The sequence below is a fragment of the Candidatus Vicinibacter affinis genome (assembly GCA_016714365.1).
GTDB lineage: Bacteria > Bacteroidota > Bacteroidia > Chitinophagales > Saprospiraceae > Vicinibacter > Vicinibacter affinis.
In genome coordinates, this window is sequence record JADJNH010000005.1 from 380,310 (window position 1) to 401,527 (window position 21,218).

Sequence of the window (21,218 nt, forward strand, 5' to 3'; positions counted from 1 at the left end):
CGAAAGAAAATCATGCTAAATTAGGAATTTCATATAAGATGTACCTTATGAAATTGAAGAAAACATTTATTGATTTAACTATTCTATTTCTTTTAGTTTGGCTGTGAAGTGCCTTAATGAGGGTGCCTCAAAAATGATTTCCATCCCCTTCACCAAATTTCTATTATGAAACACATCAATAATAACCTCAGCTACATAATCAATATGACTCTGTGTGTATACACGTCGAGGAATTGCAAGCCTTACAAGTTCCATCATTGCCGGAATCAAAATTCCGCTTTCATCATACTTCCCAAACATAAGTGATCCAATTTCGCAACTCCTGATTCCCCCTTCTAAATATAGCCAAGCAACCAATGATTGGCCAGGATATTGATGGGTTGGGATATGTGGCAGGAATTCTTTTGCATCAATATAAACTGCATGCCCACCAGCAGGTTGCATAACCGGAACCCCTTCTTTTATAAGTTTTTCTGTAAGGTATTCAGTCGTGCGAATTCTATAGTGCAAATAATTTTCATCCATAACTTCTTCAAGACCAATGGATATAGCTTCAAGATCCCGACCTGCCAACCCACCATAAGTAGGAAATCCTTCAGTTATAATTAGAAGATTTCTACATAATTGAGCTAATTTCTCATCGTATAAAGCAAGAAATCCACCAATATTTGCAAATGCATCTTTTTTAGCGCTCATGGTGCAACCATTGGCGTAAGAGAACAGCTCTTTAGCAATTTCTTTAACAGATTTGTTCTCAAATTCAGGTTCTCTTAATTTAATAAAATAACAATTTTCAGCAAAACGGCATGCGTCAATAAATAATGGAATATCGTATTTATTGCATACTGATTTGGCCGCTCTTATGTTTTCCATACTCACTGGTTGTCCTCCCCCCGAATTGTTGGTAACGGTTATCAAGCAGAGTGGAATATTTTCAGAGCCTTTTTCAAGAATAAAACTTTCCAATGCCTCCACATCCAAGTTTCCTTTAAATGGAGCTGGAACAGATGGTAATTTGCCTTCCTTACACAATAGATCGATTCCAATGGCACCGCTGGCTTCAATATTGGCTCTGGTTGTGTCGAAAAGGGTGTTACTTACAATGTATTTACCCTCACCACCCATAATTGAAAATAAAATTTTTTCTGATGCCCTTCCTTGATGAGTGGGTATAACAATGGGCATTCCTGTTATATCTTGTATTGTTTTCTCAAAATGGAAGAAACTTCGACTTCCAGCATATGATTCATCTCCAATCATAATACCGGCCCATTGAGCACTGCTCATGGCACTCGTTCCACTATCGGTAAGCAAGTCAATAATTACATCCTTTGCCTTAATTAGGAATGGATTATAGAACGCATCCTTAATGATGGACTTTCTCTGTTCCCTAGAGGTAAAATTAATTGGTTCTACTGATTTGATTTTGAATGGTTCAATTATTGTTTTCATTTGATTTGTTTATGAAACTAATTAGCGAAGTAATCATTCTGCTGTTCTGGAAGTTAATCTTTAACCTACTTATTAAAAAGTATATTACTAAATTATACTTTTTATGAAGAATAATTGTGCAATACAATTACTTTATCTTCTTTTGACCAATGATGATAGTCATTGTTTAGAATGATATTGATATCATTTATGAAATGTAAGGAAAGTCTGGTATAAATTCAAAACAACCAAAACTCGAAACCAATAAAAGGTGTCCATTTTATAAAATTATGATGAAGTTAGATTGATTTATTTTTCTGATAGTTAACTTATACCTCCCACATCATTAAAAGTTTGAGAAGAGCTATATTCTCGATTATAAAGATTTAATAATAAAAGTACAATTGAAATCAAAATGGGTCCAAAGATCAATCCAATGAAACCAAATATTTTAAGGCCAATGATAACTCCTAAAATTGTAATTAATGGATGGGTATCTCCAATTTTTTTTTGTAACCAAAATCTAAACAAATTGTCAACAGATCCCACCACTAGTAATCCGAAGAATAAAAGAAAAACCCCACCTGTTATATTACCATTGTAAAGTAGAATAATAGAAAGAGGCACATAAATTAACATTGCCCCAAGCATTGGGACAAATGAGGCAATAAATGTTACCACAAACCATAGAAATGGTTCTTCTACACCCGCTATCCAATATCCCAGCAAAGCTACAAGACTTTGAAATAAAGAAACCATGGGGACCCCTATGGCATTGCTGTAAACCAAAGATTGCAAGTGTTTTTTTAAATATCTACGACTGTGTTCATTTAGTGGCAACATTGACAGGAATCTGCCTTCCATATGATTTCCATTTGTCATAAGGAAGTACAAAATAAAATATAACAAGGCTAGAATTCCGACACTGTTCAGAGTAGCATTGATTACAATACCTCCTTCCTTTACTATCCAATCTCCGATTGTACTGATATTTTCTTGAGTCATAATTTCAACGCCATACTTTTTTTCAATATCTCCAATAAAATCTTGAATGATGGTATACAGATATTCAGAGTTTTGAAGATATGGCAAAAATTTGGAGCCTAGTATTTGGAAAAGTCCATTTATAGGGAGAATGAATAGAATCATGGAGAGTACCATAAGTATAATAGCTGACACAGACTTAGGCCACTTTTTTTCAATATGGAGGTAAAACATCGGCCTTCTCAAAAGTATATATAATGTATAAGCTCCTAAAAAAGAAGGTACAAATTCTTTGAGGTTCCAGAATATTAAACCTACCAATGTGATAATTACTAGAATTAGAAGCACCTGACGGGTTAGAGAATTTGGAATTTGTTGCATTTATAAATTATTGAATATGAAAATTGAGATATTTTTTATATTTAAAAATTTGTAACTTCTGGTGTTTACTTGTAAAGAAAAATTTATTTAAAGTTGATAAAAGACAATATAGTGAAATATATTTATTTAGGACACTTTTATAATTTTTAAATCAATATTCATCCCTTAAATTAATGATAAATAAAACATTAAGCTAAGTTTATATTTACAATTTCAAAAGAGAATATTAATTTCGTATACTGACTAATAATTTTAAACAATTCAAAATATATTCTTCGGATGTATTTTAAAAGTTACCCAATATCATTTTCTTAGTCGAGATTATTTTACCGTTGATTCTTAAAGAATAAAAGTAATTTCCAGAATTATAATTGTTCCGTTGATAATCATAAAGAATTTCATTAAGACCAGTTTTCAAATCAAGTTTTATAAATTTTATAGGATGTCCTGATTCTGTGTATATTTCAAGTTGGGCATTTTTCACAAACTGAGGATCATTAATTATAATAGGAATCAAGGTTAATTCGTCAAAGGGGTTAGGTCTATTTTGAAGTAATTCGACTGGAGAAGCGAATGATAAATTATTCGTATTCGAGAGTATCCTTGCATTATATTCCTGTCCAAACATTCCAATCCAACCATTGCTGTCCCGACCTGCTGCAGTCACATAATAAGTGCTGGCATTTAGATCATTGATTGTAATTTCTGGAAATTTTGAAAAAATTATAGTATCAAAATAGGCGGAATTTATTTTCCTGATTCCAATTATATATTCAAGAGCATTTTGAGGATTTTCAATTTTAACGACTAAAGAATTAACATCAGGAATAAGCTGAAGTTTGTATGGATCGAATGTACTCGAGGCCGCATTTACTGCCGAAATAGCATTAACCAGGGTATTATTTCTCAAATAATTGAAATCAACATAAAAGCTATCTAATATTCCATCTCCATTTATGTCTTGACCTAAGATATCACGGGAACTATGTTGTCGGTCGGTATAATCTGGTTGATTGGGATTTCCATCTCCATGTTCATATGACGATGTGAATCGTACCGCACTATAACCCAGTTCTCTGAAAGGGATATGGTCACTACCCCTGCCACTTCTGTCTTCACCAAACATTACATCAATTTGAGGCAAATGGAATGAAGAGTCTTTTGACGCATCATCAATAATCAGCTTACTAAGTCGAGCAAGATTTTTTGACATGCTGTTGGTTACACCTGAAGAAAATAATCGCAATCTCGTACTATCATATTGATATGGTCCTGGACAGCTTGGAGGGGAAGACGTTTTTCCGCATTCTATGCCTCCAACTATATCATTGTTAAATACTGCCTTTATAGGAATAGCATTTTGTTTGCAAAAGGTAGCAAATGAACGAGACCCACCAAGTCCTTGTTCTTCTCCCGTAACCCAAAGGATTACAATTGTTCTCGAAAGACTGAACAGGCATAAATTTCGAGAGATTTCCATAAGTAAAGCAGATCCTGACCCGTTGTCATCTGCACCCTCGGCAAGGCAAATTGTATCACAGAGGGATTCGCAACGACTGTCTAAATGTGCTTCAAGAATTACTAATTCTTTGCGTAAAGGACCGTGACCTGGAATAATGCTCAGTAATTGTGAATGTCTTGTACGGTTACACATCAAGTAATCGAATTCAAATTCGCATGAAAAAAGATCCGCGCCCGGCTGATCTGACCATTTATCTAAATGTGATTTAATCCAATTTCTAGCACCTCTTATTCCTTGATTAGGCTTTTCGTTAAAATCATATATTGTATTTCGATTTTGAAACGATACTATACCTTTCAAGAAATATGCGATTGAATCTCTATTAATATTTTTATTTAATAAAATAGGTAAAATTCTATTAGAGAGTATAGGTCTCGATGAAAAGCTGTCGGCTGGAAAGTTCCCTTTTAAGAGTTCCATACAGAAAGGGTCTGACAGTTTGAAGTTACTCTGAGCTTTGGTATAGAATACAAAGAAATTTGCCAGGAAAATAAATAATAAAGATTTTTTCATTGACTTTTTATGATTCATACAATTACAGACTGCATTTGTAAATATAGAAAAATTTAGCGTTCTGTATTTAATCAGTATAATATATTTTAAATACCAATTTACACCGAGGTTTCTAACATTATATAAGATGCCTTAATTTTGTTGAAATAAGGGAGGAGGATAGGCGATTCGAATCAATTATATATGAAAGAGAATATCATAAAAGCTAACTAACAGGATGCATTATTGGCTAATCCATAATTGAATAGAATATTACCTGGGATGCTTTGGATTATTACCGGAATTAGTAATTGAAACATCCATAACTAGTTAAAAGTCTACAAAAGATTATCTTCTTATTATTTGTGAAGGCAACATTGGTATTATAACGGCACAGATAATTAGCGAAAGTACCAACTAAAATTTATTGATATCCACACCTATAATGGACTTAAAGATTTCGCAATACACCCCGCATTTTCATTCACAGCTGTTGATTGAATCATTCCATATTTGGCATTGGAATTTCCTTAAGAGAGTTAAAGTCCTCTAAATCAAAATACTCATGATGTTAAGGTACTTTAGAAGTTAAACTTAAAAGTTAAATAAAGAAAACACCATTAGGCTTGACTCCAATCTGCGATAGAACATTTTAAAATTGGAAATTCTGTAATTATTCTATGTTGAGTCTGACTAATTTCTTCGTCGCTTATTGCTTTTAAATTCAGATTTTCCTTCCTTAAATTCTGACCTTCCTTCTTTAAATTCTGATCTTCCTTCTTTTTGTTTTGAAGCTTCATCAATTCTGAACGGCCTTCCATTAAATGTTGCGCTTGTTACCTGGCACATTTGATCTGCACTATCGCGGTCAGTCATAAAGAATGAATATACGCCTTTCATTTCTATATCTCTTACTGCTCTCCCACTGACTTTCGTGTTTTTGAAAATGAGCTCCCTAACCTCATCATACTTGAGTTGGTCTTTTTTGCCAACATTTACGAATAACCTAACCATTTCGGATGAATTTCTTCCTCCGTCCCTTCGGCTTTTACTTCTGGTATTATTACCTCTTGAATCATCCGAATGTGATGAAGTTTTTGAAAAAGATCTAGGTTCTCTTACCTTCTCATCGATATTAATATCTGGAGAATCTTTATATTGAATTCCAAATCGTTTCATTTCAAGGGTGAGTAATCTATGCACCAAATCCTCCTTCTCCATTTCCATTAATGGCCAAATCCATTCATTTTTAAACTTTATTTTATTTTCTCCTTCATCCTGATTTTTGAAAAAAGCTATAAAGTTGTTGATTCTTACATGGATCACATCTTCACCAGTAGGAATCATGTATTTTTCAAACTTGACCCCTGCCAGTTTTTCTATTTGATGCAATTTATAAGCCTCTCTTATATGCAGTAATGCGATTGAAATACCCTTCTGTCCTGCGCGGGCAGTTCGTCCGCTCCTGTGTGTATAATTTTCAATATCATCCGGAAGGTGGTAATGTATGATATGAGTGATATTCTTGACATCGATGCCTCTTGCAGCTACATCTGTTGCAAGTAAAGCTTTGATGGCTTTGTGACGAAAGCGATGCATTACTTTGTCTCGTTGAGCCTGTGCGAGATCACCATGTAAGCAATCTGCAGAGTATCCGTCTCTTACCAGGTGATCACTAAGTTCCTGAGTTTCTGCCTTTGTGGTGCAAAATACAATTCCATAAAAGTCCTCATGAAAATCTATGATTCGTTTAAGAGCAGTGTATTTGTCCTTGGCTTGAACAACAGAATATTGATGTGAAATATTTTGTTGTGCTGCATTCTTTTTGCCAATCGTTATCTCTGCAGGATTTTTAAGGTAGGTATTGGCAATTTTGCGGATATCAGGTGACATGGTTGCTGAGAACAAACCTGTAATTTTATCTTCTGGTGTTTGTGCAAGTATGGCTTCCATGTCTTCACGGAATCCCATATTAAGCATTTCATCTGCCTCATCAAGAACAACTGTATTGATGTTGTTCAATTTGATGACCTTTCTTTCCATTAGATCCATCAATCGGCCGGGAGTAGCTACAATAATTTGGGCTGATCTTTTAATGTCCTTAATTTGTTTAAGAATGCTGCTCCCACCATAAACGGCGACAACACTAATTGACCTAAGATTTTTAGAAAATTTAGCTAAATCATTAGCGATTTGCATGCATAATTCTCTGGTAGGAGAAATAATAAGGGCTTGGGTAAAATGGTTGTTTGGATCAATATTTTGAAGAATAGGTAAACCGAAAGCGGCTGTTTTACCGGTACCTGTTTGTGCCAGTGCTATTAGGTCGGTATTTTGGGCAAGAAAGATTGGGATTGCTTTTTCCTGGATTTCAGTTGGTTGTTCAAAACCGAGTTCAGTAACTGCGGTACAGAGTGCGGGCTGGATGCCCAAAGATGCAAATGGATTCATTGGTTAAATTGGTTAAATGATAAAATACCCGCAAATCGCTTGCCTCATTTACCAGAACCCTATAAGTTTAGTCGATCTAAAACGACACCCGAATCCTGTGCTGCGTGTGCAGAAAAATGTCAGTAAGGCGATTTTGGAAATAAAATAAAACCTGCTGTTAACTTAACAGCAGGTTTTCAAATATAAATCTTTACTGTTTGCTTATCTAATAATTCATTGTACTCAAGTGAGTAGAGACTCCTGGATCCAAATCAAATCGAGAAAAGAGAACAAAAGATTTATAGGATCCGTCTTTAGAATCTTCTAAAACGGTTGCCACCACCACCACCGCCGTTGTTATTCGGACGGAATGGTTTACGCTCTCTTTGTTCAGGAGGTTGAGCTTCTGAAACAGAAATGTTTCTGTCTTTGATAGCAGTTTGATCAAGATTTTTGATCGCTTCTCTTGCTTCATCGTCATTTGGCATTTCGACAAATCCAAAGCCTTTTGATCGGCCGGTCATCTTGTCAGTGATGATTTTAACAGAACTAACCTCACCAAATTCAGAAAACATGGCAGAGAGTTGTTGTTCCTTGACGGAGTAGTCAAGGTTTCCTACATAAAGATTCATTATAAAAAATATTAGAGATAAAAAAAAATTACAATGGTGAGATAATAAAACCGAGCATTCTCCTAAAAAACCAATTAAATACAAATTTCGTTCCACAAAAATATGAAAAAGTATGAATAAAAGCCGTAATTATTAAAATTTAGAAAATTGTGTTGGGGAAGAGTGGCATTTTAACTTATAAGAAAGGGAGAATACAGTTTAAATTCATTAAAATTGACAGGCATTAATAAGTCATAAATACATATAAATGTTATAATATCAATGTTATATAAATTTAAATATATATAATTTATTAAAAAACTGAGTTATATTGATCATTTTACTCTGGTGAATCCTTATAACCTCTAATTTTGTTGGAATTTTATTTAATATGGATACTCAAAAGTCTCAGTTTTGGCATAAATCAACATTTGTAGCGCTCTTTTTTGGGTTTATTAGTCTGGCATTATATTGGCAAAGTATCTCTTTTGGCTATGTTTTAGATGATACCATAGTCCTGGACGAGAATAAATTTGTTGCTAAAGGATTTTCAGGAATTTGGGATATTTTAAGCACAGAAAGTTTTACTGGTTATTTTGGGGAGCAGAAGAATCTGGTTGCCGGTGCAAGATATAGACCTCTTTCTATTGTGAGTTTTGCTGTCGAACAAGGGATTGTTGGTAAAAAACCTTGGCTCAGCCATCTAATTAACATACTGCTTTACGGAATTTGTGGATGGCTTATTTACCGGATGGGTGAATTAATGAACCTTGGCTCCAGTATGGGTTGGAAAAAAATGTTCCCTTTGATTTTTGGTATATTATTTTTAAGCCATCCGATACATACTGAAGCAGTGGCCAATATTAAGGGTCGTGATGAAATCATGTGCCTGCTTTTTTCTCTGTTAACTGCAATAAATGTTTTGAAATATTTTGACTCTAAAGCTTTAAAATATTTGATTTTAAGTTCTTTTTGCTTTTTCCTTGCGCTGATGTCAAAGGAAAATGCAATCACTTTTCTTCTCATTACACCACTTATCCTTGTGTTTTTTAGGGGAGAAAAGCTTTTGTCAAGTTTGCGACAGACATGGTTTTTATGGATAGTTGCTGGTTTGTTTCTAATAATCCGTACAAAAGTCATAGGTTTCTTTTTTGACAGCGGAATAAAAATCACCGACTTAATGAACGACCCATTCATAGGAATGTACCCTCTTCAAAAAATATCTACAATAGTTTATTGTGTTGGGTGGTATCTTAAGTTGCTTGTATTTCCACACCCACTTACACATGATTACTACCCATATCATGTTCCCAAAATGAATCCAACAGACTTGATGACTATTCTATCTCTTTTGCTCATTTTGGCCTTGGTTTCAATCTCCTTTTATTTTAGAAAGAAGGAAAAAGTAGCGTGGTTTAATGTGCTCTATTTTTTTATCACTGTTTCAATTGTTTCAAATCTTGTGTTTCCAGTAGGCACTTTTATGAATGAAAGGTTTTTATTTATGCCATCATTAGGCTTTTCATTTTATTGCGCTTATTTGTCGCTAAAAGGTTTGGAAGTTGGAAGCAAGACTTCAAAAATATTGATATATAGTATACTGGGTTTGGCAATGGTTCTTTATGGATTTAAAACAGTTGTTAGAGTCCCTGATTGGAAGGATAGCATGACACTTAATTTAGCTGGTGCTGGGGTATCAAAAAATAGTGCAAGAATAAATCTTTTCACAGGAGTTAGTTATTTTCATTTGTATGAAAAAGAACCGGATGCTGTTAAGAAAAAGGAGCATTTGGATATTGCAAATAGGTATATTGATAGAGCATTAATTATATTCCCAGCTTATGGACAAGCCTTAAATATGAAGGCGGGTATTTTAGCAGAATACCATAAAATGTCGGGTGATTTAGAAAATTTCCTTGATGGCATCAAAAAAGTAATAATAGTTAAACCAGATTTGAGTTTTGTAAATGAATACATCAGCTACATCAGCAAGCAGGAGGAAAACAAGCATAAGATGTATTTATTTTTAAGGGAAATGGGGTATCAGGTTCTATTTAAAAAAATGAAAAGATATGATTTTGCTTATCAATACATTAATCAGGCCCATGAGATGCGCCCTTACAATCTTGAGGTAAGTAAAGAAATGGTTGAAATATTAGATGCATACTTAACCAGACCAGGTATAAATCCCCAGCAGGCAGCTGAAATGAAGAAAAAAGTGGACGCTCTAAGATTACAAAATACACTTATGGAACCCAAAAATGAATGATTTACTTTATCAAATAGCACTTACCCAAACTGAAAACATAGGACCTGTAATCGCCAAACAACTTATTGGATATTGTGGTGGAGCAGAAGCCGTATTTAAAGAAAAGGCACATAAGTTGTTAAAAATCCCGGGAGTTGGACCTCAAACCGTGGAGCGTTTGAAAAATAAAGAGAACATTAGTAAAGCAGAAAGGGAACTTAACTTTATCCAAAATGAAAACATCAAAGCTATTCTTCAATCAGACAGCCAATACCCAAATAGGTTAAAACATTATCCCGACAGCCCATTAGTTTTATTTTTTAAAGGTGAAGCTGATTTGAACTCCTTGCATGTTGTTGCTATTGTTGGTACCAGAAATATAAGTCCATATGGAAAGCACCTTACCGAACAGCTTATTCAGCATTTGGCTAATTTTGAAGTTTTAGTTGTGAGCGGCCTGGCCTATGGAATTGATACAGCAGCTCACAAATCATCAATATTGAATGAATTACCAACTGTAGGAGTGCTTGGACATGGTCTTGACAGAATTTATCCGGTTGAAAACAAGAGTTTAGCCAACAAAATGATTAAAAATGGAGGTATCCTTTCTGAATTTTGTAGTAATACAAAACCAGATCGACAGAATTTTCCCATGCGAAACAGAATAGTTGCAGGAATGTCAGATGCAATAGTGGTGGTTGAAACGAAATCAGGAGGGGGAAGTATAATTACCGCTGAGTTTGGAAATGAATACAATAAGGATGTTTTTGCTTTTCCAGGAAAAGTTGGAGATGAATTATCTGCAGGATGTAACCATTTGATCAAAAATCACAAAGCCCATTTAATAGAAGGAGGAGAGGATTTAACAGATGTTCTCAGATGGGAAAAGCCGGGAAAAGTAAAACCTGTGCAATTTACCAGAGAGCTTTTTGTCAGCTTTTCAGATGATGAAGATAAGGTCTTTCAAACCATCAAGAGTAAACAAAAAGTTAATATTGACCTGTTGTCCCAATGTTTTAATTTTACGCCGAGTGAATTAGCGAGTATTTTACTTAATCTTCAATTTAAGGGAGTAGTTCAGGAATTACCTGGAAAAATGTACACACTTATCTTATAAAATGTTTAAAAATATTATCAGTGTATCGGTTGTTATTGGGTTAACATTGCTTTATAGTTGTCGCACGCCTAAGTCGATTCAAAGTACAAAACCTGAAATAGTACAGGTAGTGAGTGATGAACCCTATCCTAAAAACATAATCCTAATGATTGGTGACGGAATGGGATTGACCCAAATTTCTGCCGGATTATATGAAAATGGAAATCATTTAAGTTTAGAGGGCTTTTCAATAATCGGATTGCACAAATCTTATTCAGCAGATAGTTTGATTACTGATTCAGCTGCAGGAGCAACCGCATTTTCTATTGGTTTAAAAACGAAAAACGGGTTCCTTGGTGTAGATTCAAGCGGAAACACCCATTTGACAATATTGGAAGAGTCCATTTTAAGACATTTTAGTACAGGATTAATAACAACAACAAGTATTGTGCATGCTACCCCTGCTGCTTTTGTTTCTCACCAACCGGATAGGGAAAAATATGAATCAATTGCCAAAGACATGATGGATGTTGATTTTAATTTAATAATTGGTGGTGGGAAAAAGTATTTTGAAAGAAGAAAAACAGATAGCTTCAATTTAATCAATCTTCTAATCGCCAAAGGATATATGGTTAAAGACTATTTTGAGGAAGACTATGCAACGTATAAAATTCCACCAATTAACAAATTTTGCTTTTTTACAGCGGATGGTGATCCATTACCGGCTATGCGGGGCAGAGATTACTTGTCTAAAGCCACCAAAGATGGTATAAGGTTTTTGAAGAACCAAGGGTCAAAAGGATTTTTTCTTATGGTAGAAGGAGGCCAGATTGATTGGGGGGGGCATGATAATGTCAGTGAGTATATTACCACTGAAGTGTTGGATTTTGACAAAGCAGTGAATGAGGCACTTGAATTTGCTCGCAGAGATAAAAGTACATTGGTCATTGTAACTGGAGACCATGAAACAGGTGGCTATTCAATTTTACCAGGATCAGAAATGGGAAAATTGAAGACTGCTTTTACAACAAAAAAACACACTGCCGATTTAATTCCAGTATTTGCATTTGGCCCTGGAGCAGAACAATTTGCCGGAATTTATGAGAACACAGAAATCTACCATAAAATGAGAAAACTTCTCTTCCGAAACAATTGAAATTGCCTGAATATTTCAAGGCATTTATAAAACCATCATTTTGCCAGATTTAACATTTTCAAATCTATTCAGGAAAAGCTTCCTTCAAAATATCTCCATTTATGAGTGATTGATTGAGAAATAAGTCTTAAAATTACCTTTCTCAACAATAAGTCGATATTTCGTTTTTTTGTAATTATCTAATTTAAATTTAGGGAGTATCATTTACAATTGCATTTCAATTTTTAAGTTGATTTCAAGTATAAACGGTTGTGAAATTTATACAGCTTGTCAGGTGTATTTTTTGGGTTGCATATATTTGGGTATTTTAAAATTTATCAAGGCCAATTGGATGTTATAATCAGGATACCAGTTTCTTGTTCATTCTTTATTCAAAAGCTCAACATTTATAGAAAAAGTAAAAAAAATTTTAGTAAATTTTTAATTAGGTGAATTGCAAGTCCTAACTTATTCTTTAGCTATAAATCGAACCTCTAAATTTTAATTGAATCTAATCATTAACTCAATATTAACATGCTCTTCTTTACCACAATTTCGGTAGCGATGAACTGGTTTTTTTAACAAAAAATAAAGTAAATATATTTTAATAATTTTTTTTGCATTGAATACTTATTGCAGAATTAAAAACATGTGAGAATTGGTATTACCCAATTAGAATTTCAATTAAGGGACTATCCTAAATACATATTAATATATTAATTAATATGAAAAGATCCTCATATTCACAACATTATACAAGAAAAGTGCGCTGTTAACAAAATTCAAAAATTCCATAGTTCGTATAAAAATTAGAACCTTTGGTCGATATTATTTGTCTGAATAGTAGAAAAATGCAAAACTTTGCAACGTTAATTTGATCCAATGATCATTAATTTGGAATTCAATGATTTTAATTTTAAATATTAGTTTATGAAACAGTTTCTTTTATTAGGTATGTTATTTTTAAGCGCGTTTTCAAATGCACAGTTGAATAGTGAAACGCATCCAGAAATTTTCCGCGGTGTTCTTTTTGACCTAAAAAGCAATCAACCAATTGAGGGGGCATTGTTGACCATTAGTTCTCCACTTGGAGAAATGGTAACAATGACAGATGAAGAGGGTTTTTTCATTGTACCTGGTGCACCAAAGTCAAACTTCAAAGTTGTCATTTCAATGACTGGTTATGAAGATAAAATACTCGAACAAGTGAATAGAGTAAGTGATGTGGAATATCATATCGGTTTAGAGCCAAAAAGGGTTAAGCATCTTACTACCTGCTATTAAAACAACTTTACGAAAGAGAATAGTAATACCTGGCCTTAAAGGCTGGGTATTTTTTTTTAAATACATTACTCTGGGAGCAACTAATAAAAATCATTTTTTGCGATGATATAATTTAGTTCATTTCTCTTCAATTGCCATTGAATTTTCATCTATATCTGATATATTTGCAGCATAGATGCAACATAGTTATCCCGTTAAAATTAAAGAGGTCCGGCGTGAAACAGACCATTGCGTTTCGATCGCATTTGACATACCTGATGACTTGAAGGAGTTATTTAAGTACGCACCAGGGCAGTACGTAAATCTTATTAAAACGGTAGATGGGGAAGAACTTCACCGGTCCTACTCTCTGTGTTCCAGTCCATTGGATCAAGAATGGAGGGTTGCTGTAAAACAACTGGAAGGTGGAGTATTTTCAACTTATGCCAATAAATATCTCAAAGCAGGAGATTTGTTAAATGTGATGCCTCCTAATGGTAAATTCACCAGAGAAATCAAAGTTGGACAACGTAAATCTTACCTGTTTTTAGCCGCAGGTAGTGGAATAACCCCAATCATTTCCCTTATCAAGACGATTCTTAAAACCGAAGAGCAAAGCCAAATTTGCCTGATTTATGGGAACCAAAAGACCGATCAAATTATATTTTTAGAAGAGTTGATGGGCCTGAAAAATTTATACATCGACAGGTTCAGTCTTTATTTTATACTGAGTAGAGAGTTAATGGAAGAACCATATTTTAATGGTCGGATTTGCAAAGAAAAACTTGAATTCTTCAAGGGGAAATTATATGAACCGAATGAAATTGATGAAGTATTCATTTGTGGACCAGAGGAAATGATTTTGGAAGGAAAATCAGCACTTGAAGAACAGGGTATTTCCTCCCAAAGGATTCATATAGAATTATTTGGAACAAAGGCTATATCCAAGCCTATAATTGTGACTGGTTTAAGTTCTGAGACAGAAGCCAGTGTTTTGCTCAAAACTGATGGGAGAACGGTTAGTTTTAATCTTCCATTCAATTCCGTAAGTCTTTTGGACGGGGCTCTGAAACACAAAGTCAATCTTCCATTTGCATGTAAGGGAGGGGTTTGCTGTACTTGTAAGGCTAAACTTCTTGAGGGCGAAGTTGAAATGGCCAGAAATTATGGATTAGAGCCAGAAGAAATCGAGGCTGGGTATATTTTAACTTGTCAATCATTTCCAAAGACTGCTAAAATTTCAGTTGACTTTGATCAATAATCATTTAGAGTTGTTGAATGTGGGTATTTGATACCAAATTTACTTAGATTTCAAAAGAAAACTTTTATGTCAAACGAGGAACTGTTAGAACAATTTCAAAGTCGAATTGATGCTGAAGAGAAAATTGAAGCAAAAGACTGGATGCCAGAGGATTATAGAAAAACTTTAATACGTCAAATCTCTCAACATGCACACTCGGAGGTTGTTGGGATGTTACCAGAAGGAAATTGGATAACGCGCGCACCTAGTTTAAAACGAAAATCTGTTCTTTTGGCCAAAATTCAGGATGAAGCGGGTCATGGTCTTTACCTATATGGGGCCGCTGAGACTCTTGGAGTAGAAAGAGATGTATTGTTAGATGAACTTCATTCGGGTAAAGCAAAATATTCCAGCATTTTTAACTATCCTGCTATCAGTTGGGCGGATATGGGGGCGATAGGCTGGCTGGTGGACGGTGCAGCCATAATGAATCAAGTGGCTTTGTGCCGAACTTCCTATGGTCCTTATGCAAGAGCAATGGTTAGAATATGCAAAGAAGAAAGCTTTCACCAACGGCAGGGTTATGATATCTTACTTACACTTTCAAGGGGTTCTAGAGAACAGATCAAATTGGCTCAAGATGCTCTTAATCGTTGGTGGTGGCCGTCTTTGATGATGTTTGGGCCCAATGATTTAAATTCACCACATTCAGCGCAAAGTATGAAGTGGAAGATTAAAAGATTCAGCAATGACGAATTGCGTCAAAGATTTGTGGACATGACTGTGCCACAAGCTGAAATATTGGGTTTGAGCATACCGGACGCTAAACTTAAATGGAATGATGAAAGAGGACACTATGATTTTGGTGAAATCGATTGGGTCGAATTTAATAAAGTGGTGAAGGGAGATGGTCCATGTAATAAGCAAAGACTTGAGGCTAGAATAAAAGCCCATGAAGAAGGAGCTTGGGTTAGGGATGCAGCCGTCGCGTATGCTGAAAAACGATCACGTAAAACCGCTTAATAAATATCTTTATGAAAAATTGGCCATTATTTGAAATTTTCATCAGGAGTAAAAATGGTTTAGACCATCGTCATGTAGGAAGTTTACATGCTGCTGATGCCCACATGGCACTCGAAAATGCTCGCGATGTATATACTCGAAGACAAGAAGGAATTAGTATTTGGGTCGTGGAATCAAACCATATTACCGCGTCAGATCCAATAGAAAGCAGTGCATTTTTTGAGCCGGCAGAAGATAAAATATACCGTCACCCAACTTTTTATGAGCTTCCGGAAGCCCTCAAACACATGTAGAATATGATGGATAAAAAGCATTTATTGGAATTTTTGCTTATTCATGCAGATACCGGAAACATAATTGGACACAGATTAGGTGAATGGTGCGGACATGGCCCTGTTTTAGAACAGGACCTTGCCATGACTAACTTTGCCCTGGATCATCTTGGTAGGGCTCGACTGCTTTATCAATATGCAGGAGAAATTGATGGAAATTCTAAAACTGAAGATGATTTGGCTTTTTTAAGATTCGAATATGAATATAAAAATCTTCTACTTGCGGAATTTGCAAATACCGATTTTGCCTTTACTGTAGCCCGACAATTTTTTCTTGATTCTTATTATATGGATCTATTGGAAGGGCTCACCAATTCCACAGATCAAAGAATTGCGCAAATTGCAACAAAATCGCTTAAGGAAACTTCCTACCACTATAAATGGAGCAGCGAATGGCTTATACGATTAGGAGATGGAACAGAAATAAGCCATGCTAAAATGCAAACAGCGGTAAATGAAATTTGGGAATTTACAGGAGAGTTTTTTATACCAGTTGAATCAGAAATTATTTTGGCAAATGAAGGAGTTGTCCCATCACTTGAGTTACTCAAGCCTAAATGGAAGAGGAGGGTGGAGGAGATTTTTTCCGAAGCAACCATTTCTATTCCAAACAGAGAATATCAACAAAGTGGTGGCAAGGCAGGACATCATACGGAAAAACTTGGTTATATACTTGCAGATATGCAGTATATGCAGCGAGCTTTTCCAGGATTAAACTGGTAATTTGTTATAAAGACTTTGTTTACGATTCAAATACAAATGAAGACAAACGATTATCTAGGAGAAGTCGATCCTTTAACATTAAAAAAAATTAATGAGGTTTTATCAAATGTATTTGATCCTGAAATTCCCGTTTTGTCTATTATTGATCTTGGAATTTTGAGAAACATTAAATGGGAAAATGGTATTTTAGTTGTAGAAATTACACCTACTTATAATGGATGTCCAGCCATGAATGTTATTGAATGGAACATCCAAGCTGCCCTAGAGGAAGCGGGAATAGAACATTTTATAATTAAGACAATATTAGATCCTGCCTGGACTACAGACTGGATGTCAGAACAAGGTAAAATTAAACTTCAAGAGTACGGTATTGCTCCACCACAAACAAAAGCAAGGATCAGAAAAATGTTTGACTCTGAAGAATCGATCATTTGTCCAAGATGTTTATCAAATCAAACTCGTCTGGTGAGCGAATATGGTTCGACAGCATGTAAATCAATGTATCAATGCAAGGCTTGTCTTGAACCATTTGATTATTTTAAATGCCATTAAAAATTCCAAGCAAATGAAAGTTGGTGTTGTAGGAATGGGTGCTATGGGTCAAGGAATTGCACAGGTTGCAGCAATGGCTGATTGTGAGGTTGTGGTTTTTGATGCCTTTGCGCCAATGTTAGAAAAGGCCAAAGCAGAATTAACTAAGAGTCTTGATAATCTTGTCTACAAGTCAAAATTAAGTGAAGACCGGGCAAAAGTCATTAACTCTAGGTATCATTGGTGTCATAGCTTAAATGAACTCTATAATTGTGAACTTATTATAGAAGCAGTAAAAGAGGATTTAGATACCAAAAAAAAATTATTTGGGGAATTAAGTAAGATAGTTTCCGATCAATGTATTTTAGCCAGCAATACTTCTTCATTATCAATTACCTCTTTGGCATCCAGTGTATTATTACCGCAAAGATTTATTGGAATCCATTTTTTTAATCCCGCACAAATTCTTCCTTTAGTAGAAATAATTCCCGCTGTCCAGACTGAAGAACAGCTTACCCAGAGTGTTTTACAGATTATTAAAAATTTTGGAAAAATTCCAATTCAGGTTAAGGACACACCAGGTTTTGTAGTCAATAGAATTGCAAGACCTTTTTATGGAGAGGCATTGAGAATTTTAGAAGAGGGCATTGCAGATATATACACCATCGATTGGGCCATGACAGAGCTTGGTCAGTTTAAAATGGGACCTTTCACTTTAATGGATTTTATAGGTCATGATATAAACTATCACGTAACTGAAACTATTTTTAAAGATTTTTATTACGACCCACGATATAAGCCTTCTTTTACACAAAAAAGATTAGTTGAAGCCGGCTATCTGGGAAGAAAAACAGGAAAGGGATTCTATGATTATAGTAAGCCAATCCCTGTTTCCAAAATAGAATATAATTTAAATTTGGGTGAAGAAATCAAAAACAGGATAGTTGTGATGTTAATAAATGAAGCCGCTGAGGCACTTCACTTAAATATTGCTTCTAGAGATGATATAGAAATAGCAATTACAAAAGGTGTTAATTACCCAAAGGGACTTTTAAAATGGGCAGATGAAATTGGCATAGAGGAATGTGTACAAAGGTTGGATCATTTGTACAACCATTATCATGAAGATCGATATAGATGTTCTTCAATTCTTCGTAAGATGTCCTATGAAGGTAAAATGTTTTTTAAATAAGATATGGCCGGAGAAAATATAATTCCTGAAAAGGTACTGGAGAGAATGTTTAACGAAGATGGTTTTAGTCAATGGTTAGGAATTGAAAAAGTCTTAATAATGGAAGGCCATTGCATTTTAAGAATGAAAGTAAGAAAAGAGATGTTGAATGGGTTTATGGTAGCACATGGTGGCATATCGTATTCATTGGCTGATAGTGCATTTGCTTTTTCTTGTAATAGTTACAACAAATTAAGTCTTTCCATTGAGACTTCAATATCGCACTCTAAACCAATAGTTGAAGATGATGTGTTAACAGCTGAGTCAAAAATGATCACCCAGTCTAATAAGATTGGAAATTATCAAGTATTAATTAAGAATCAAAATAATGAAATTGTAGCTGTATTTAATGGAATTTGTTACCGTACAGAAAAGCAAGTTGTAGAATAATGAAAACAAGTTATATAATTGATGGGGTCAGGACACCAATTGGGTCTTTGGGAGGAATGTTATCGACCGTTAGAACAGATGATCTTGCGGCCCATGTGATCAAGAAATTAATGGAAAAATTTAAAAACCTTGACCCATTTTTAATCAGTGATGTAATATTGGGTTGTGCCAATCAATCCGGTGAAGACAACAGAAATATAGCTAGAATGGCCCTTTTACTGGCTGGACTGCCGACTCATGTGCCAGGAGAAACAGTTAACAGGCTTTGCGCATCAGGTATGTCAGCAGTGGTTAACGCCCACCGTGCAATTCAAAATGGAGATGGTGAAATATTTATTGCGGGGGGTGTAGAAGGGATGACCAGAGGGCCATGGATTATTTCAAAAACAAGTTCAGCTTTTGGGAGGGATGCAAAGATGTTTGACAGCACTTTTGGATGGCGATTTATTAATCCTTTAATGGAAAGAAATTATGGTTGCGATAGTATGGGGCAAACGGCTGAAAATTTAGCAAAAATGTACCAAATTTCCAGAGAAGACCAGGATTTGTTAGCCTATAATTCTCAAATGAAATATAATAAGGCTTTAAAATCAAATCGGTTTGAAAAGGAGATTGGAGCTATTGAGGTTCAAAGTGGTAAGAAGGATACCATATGGATGGTGAATGACGAATTTCCCAAGCCTGCAACGACGCCGGAGAAATTGTCAATGTTAAAACCAGCTTTTGATGTAAATGGAACTGTCACTGCCGGTAATTCATCCGGCTTGAATGATGGGGCTGCAGCTTTGTTAATTGCTTCAGAAAAAGTTATATCTCAACAAAATCTTCAACCAATAGCACGTATTGTTTCAAATAGTGTAGTGGGAGTAGAACCACGGATCATGGGTATTGGACCTGTGGAAGCAAGTAAAAGGGCATTAGATAAGGCTGGCTTAAGAATTGGTGAAATGGATATTATTGAGTTAAACGAAGCATTTGCTGCTCAAGTGCTGGCTTGTACGCGTAACCTAGGATTGGAAGATGAAGATCCCCGTTTAAATCCAAATGGAGGGGCTATTGCTTTAGGGCATCCTTTAGGTATGAGTGGTGCGAGGCTCATTCTTACAGCAGCTAAAGAATTGCAAGTGAGACAAAAAAAATATGCCTTGTGTACCATGTGTATTGGCGTTGGTCAGGGGTACGCAGTCATTTTAGAACGCGTTTGATGCCGAGCATAGTCAAGAATAGAATCACTTTTTCAAACTCCACATTTCATTGTTAATAATTAAATTGATTTATGTAGCTTTTGAGATTTGTCGTTGAAACTATTAAATCTATCTTAAATATTAAGAAATTGGTATACTTATTAACCCAACAAATTATACCGGGGTTACTTTTGTAAAAAATTTAAACATGATAAACACGAAAATTTTTCTCAATCTGCTGATTGCATCTATTTTAGGAATCTCTGTATCTGTTTCAAAGGCACAAACAGCGGATGAAATTGTACAAAAGCATTTATCTGCTTTGGGCGGTGTGGAAAAACTCAAATCCATAAAATCGGTAGTGATGGAAGGTAAAATTACAGCACCTAATATGGAAATTGCAGTCAATATGACAACAATGCACAACAAGGCATGGCGGATGGACATTGAATTGATGAGTATGAAAGGCTGGATGATTTTAAGACCTGATTCCGGGTGGGTTTTCATGCCTTTTCAAGGACAAACCACACCGGATGCAATGACACCGGATGCAATTAAGGAGCAATTAGACCAATTAGACCTTGAATCCACCTTATGTAATTTTAAAGAAAAGGGCCATTCGGTTGAATATTTGGGAATGGACGATGTGGAAGGAACAGAATGTTTTAAGCTTAAGACAATCACTAAATCAGGAAAAACCACTTACCAATTTATTGATCCTACCACCTATTACATTGTCAGAACAATTTCCAAGCAAAAAGCTGGTGGAAAAGAGTTTGATGTACAAGCAGATTACAGCAATTATAAGCCAGTAGATGGGGGATATATTTTTCCACATACAGTTGCAAGTCAAAATGGACCCGTTGATTTTCAAAAGATTACTGTAAATGGAAATGTAGATGAAAGTATTTTCTCTCCAGCAAATTAATTTTTAAGTAAGAAAAAAAGACACGACAAATGAAAGTTTGGCG

General features: G+C 35.0%; 18 protein-coding genes. 13 read left to right on the plus strand and 5 right to left on the minus strand.

Features of this window, described 5'->3' with window-relative positions:
- Nucleotides 1-78 precede the first annotated feature (78 nt).
- The 5 genes from IPJ53_01895 to IPJ53_01915 form a co-directional block, all read right to left on the minus strand.
- Nucleotides 79-1,452 carry a tryptophanase gene (locus tag IPJ53_01895; GenBank protein MBK7797841.1) on the minus strand — a complete coding sequence of 458 codons (1,374 nt, stop codon included), beginning with the start codon at nt 1,450-1,452 and terminating at the stop codon, nt 79-81.
- A 303-nt stretch (nt 1,453-1,755) separates the two neighbouring features.
- Entirely contained in the window at nt 1,756-2,796 is a 1,041-nt protein-coding gene (locus IPJ53_01900; GenBank protein ID MBK7797842.1) for an AI-2E family transporter, read from the minus strand.
- A gap of 286 nt (nt 2,797-3,082) precedes the next feature.
- On the minus strand, nt 3,083-4,738 hold the full coding sequence (locus IPJ53_01905) for a M28 family peptidase (protein ID MBK7797843.1): 1,656 nt from the start codon (nt 4,736-4,738) through the stop codon (nt 3,083-3,085).
- Between the two features lie 765 nt (nt 4,739-5,503).
- Nucleotides 5,504-7,261, minus strand: coding sequence for a DEAD/DEAH box helicase (locus IPJ53_01910; protein ID MBK7797844.1), 1,758 nt, complete (start codon nt 7,259-7,261; stop codon nt 5,504-5,506).
- A gap of 293 nt (nt 7,262-7,554) precedes the next feature.
- Nucleotides 7,555-7,872 carry an RNA-binding protein gene (locus IPJ53_01915; protein ID MBK7797845.1) on the minus strand — a complete coding sequence of 106 codons (318 nt, stop codon included), beginning with the start codon at nt 7,870-7,872 and terminating at the stop codon, nt 7,555-7,557.
- Between the two features lie 370 nt (nt 7,873-8,242).
- On the opposite strand from IPJ53_01915, the gene IPJ53_01920 reads away from it, so the two are divergent.
- The 13 genes from IPJ53_01920 (at nt 8,243) to IPJ53_01980 (ending at nt 21,175) form a co-directional block, all read left to right on the plus strand.
- Nucleotides 8,243-10,120 carry a hypothetical protein gene (locus IPJ53_01920; GenBank protein MBK7797846.1) on the plus strand — a complete coding sequence of 626 codons (1,878 nt, stop codon included), beginning with the start codon at nt 8,243-8,245 and terminating at the stop codon, nt 10,118-10,120.
- Nucleotides 10,113-11,216: a DNA-protecting protein DprA gene (gene dprA, locus IPJ53_01925; protein ID MBK7797847.1), complete on the plus strand. Its 1,104-nt coding sequence runs from the start codon at nt 10,113-10,115 to the stop codon at nt 11,214-11,216. Before IPJ53_01920 ends, dprA begins: the two co-directional genes overlap by 8 nt.
- 145 nt (nt 11,217-11,361) lie before the next feature.
- A complete protein-coding gene (locus tag IPJ53_01930; GenBank protein MBK7797848.1) occupies nt 11,362-12,351 on the plus strand; it encodes an alkaline phosphatase in 990 nt (329 codons plus the stop codon).
- Between the two features lie 909 nt (nt 12,352-13,260).
- A complete protein-coding gene (locus tag IPJ53_01935) occupies nt 13,261-13,614 on the plus strand; it encodes a carboxypeptidase-like regulatory domain-containing protein (protein ID MBK7797849.1) in 354 nt (117 codons plus the stop codon).
- Between the two features lie 175 nt (nt 13,615-13,789).
- Nucleotides 13,790-14,854 (plus strand): 2Fe-2S iron-sulfur cluster binding domain-containing protein, encoded by a 1,065-nt coding sequence (locus IPJ53_01940; protein MBK7797850.1) that lies wholly within the window; start codon nt 13,790-13,792, stop codon nt 14,852-14,854.
- A gap of 66 nt (nt 14,855-14,920) precedes the next feature.
- A complete protein-coding gene (gene paaA / locus IPJ53_01945) occupies nt 14,921-15,856 on the plus strand; it encodes a 1,2-phenylacetyl-CoA epoxidase subunit A (GenBank protein ID MBK7797851.1) in 936 nt (311 codons plus the stop codon).
- A gap of 11 nt (nt 15,857-15,867) precedes the next feature.
- Complete coding sequence (paaB, locus tag IPJ53_01950; protein ID MBK7797852.1) at nt 15,868-16,149, plus strand: 1,2-phenylacetyl-CoA epoxidase subunit B; 282 nt, start codon at nt 15,868-15,870, stop codon at nt 16,147-16,149.
- Nucleotides 16,150-16,152: 3 nt separating this feature from the next.
- Complete coding sequence (gene paaC / locus IPJ53_01955) at nt 16,153-16,911, plus strand: phenylacetate-CoA oxygenase subunit PaaC (GenBank protein MBK7797853.1); 759 nt, start codon at nt 16,153-16,155, stop codon at nt 16,909-16,911.
- Nucleotides 16,912-16,947: 36 nt separating this feature from the next.
- Nucleotides 16,948-17,463: a phenylacetate-CoA oxygenase subunit PaaJ gene (gene paaJ / locus IPJ53_01960; protein MBK7797854.1), complete on the plus strand. Its 516-nt coding sequence runs from the start codon at nt 16,948-16,950 to the stop codon at nt 17,461-17,463.
- Between the two features lie 13 nt (nt 17,464-17,476).
- Nucleotides 17,477-18,634: a 3-hydroxybutyryl-CoA dehydrogenase gene (locus IPJ53_01965; GenBank protein ID MBK7797855.1), complete on the plus strand. Its 1,158-nt coding sequence runs from the start codon at nt 17,477-17,479 to the stop codon at nt 18,632-18,634.
- A gap of 3 nt (nt 18,635-18,637) precedes the next feature.
- Entirely contained in the window at nt 18,638-19,063 is a 426-nt protein-coding gene (locus tag IPJ53_01970; protein ID MBK7797856.1) for a hotdog fold thioesterase, read from the plus strand.
- Entirely contained in the window at nt 19,063-20,268 is a 1,206-nt protein-coding gene (locus tag IPJ53_01975) for an acetyl-CoA C-acyltransferase (protein MBK7797857.1), read from the plus strand. Before IPJ53_01970 ends, IPJ53_01975 begins: the two co-directional genes overlap by 1 nt.
- A gap of 187 nt (nt 20,269-20,455) precedes the next feature.
- Nucleotides 20,456-21,175 carry a hypothetical protein gene (locus IPJ53_01980; GenBank protein ID MBK7797858.1) on the plus strand — a complete coding sequence of 240 codons (720 nt, stop codon included), beginning with the start codon at nt 20,456-20,458 and terminating at the stop codon, nt 21,173-21,175.
- Nucleotides 21,176-21,218 lie beyond the last annotated feature (43 nt).